The sequence below is a fragment of the Nonomuraea basaltis genome, from assembly GCF_005893125.1.
In the GTDB taxonomy this organism is placed as follows: domain Bacteria; phylum Actinomycetota; class Actinomycetes; order Streptosporangiales; family Streptosporangiaceae; genus Nonomuraea; species Nonomuraea basaltis.
On record NZ_VCJS01000653.1, the window covers coordinates 1 to 482 of the forward strand.

At 70.5% G+C, this 482-nt stretch carries 1 protein-coding gene; it reads right to left on the bottom strand.

All coding sequences use genetic code 11. From position 1 onward, the window contains the following. Nucleotides 1-482 (bottom strand): PP2C family protein-serine/threonine phosphatase (locus tag EJK15_RS69890; RefSeq protein ID WP_138720996.1); only part of this gene is annotated, 482 nt, incomplete at both ends.

Here is a 482-nt window from a genome sequence, read left to right on the forward strand (position 1 = left end):
CCGGGCAGAGCCCCGGAGATCGTGCCGCTGAGCGCCTCGGCGAGGTCGGCCATGCCCTTGTCGATGTCGAGGGTGGAGGATTCGACCAGGCCGTCGGTGTACAGCACCAGCAGACTGCCTTCGGGCAGTTCCATTTCCACGGTGTCGAAGGGCGGGGTGGCGGCGCCGAGGGGCGAGTTCGGTTCGGCGTCGGGGAAGTGGACGGTGCCGTCGGGGTGGACGATGGCGGGCGGGGGATGGCCGGCGCGGGCCAGGACACAGGAGCGGTTGGTGGGGTCGTAGACCAGGTACAGGCAGGTGGCGTAGAAGTCGTCGCCGAGCTCGCTGACCAGGTCGTTGAGGTGGGTGAGCAGTTCGTCGGGGGACAGCTCCAGGTCGGCCAGGGTGCGGACCGCGGTGCGCAGGCGGCCCATGGTGACCGCCTCGGCCACGCCGTGCCCCATGACGTCGCCGATGACTATGGCGACCCGGTCGGCCGACAG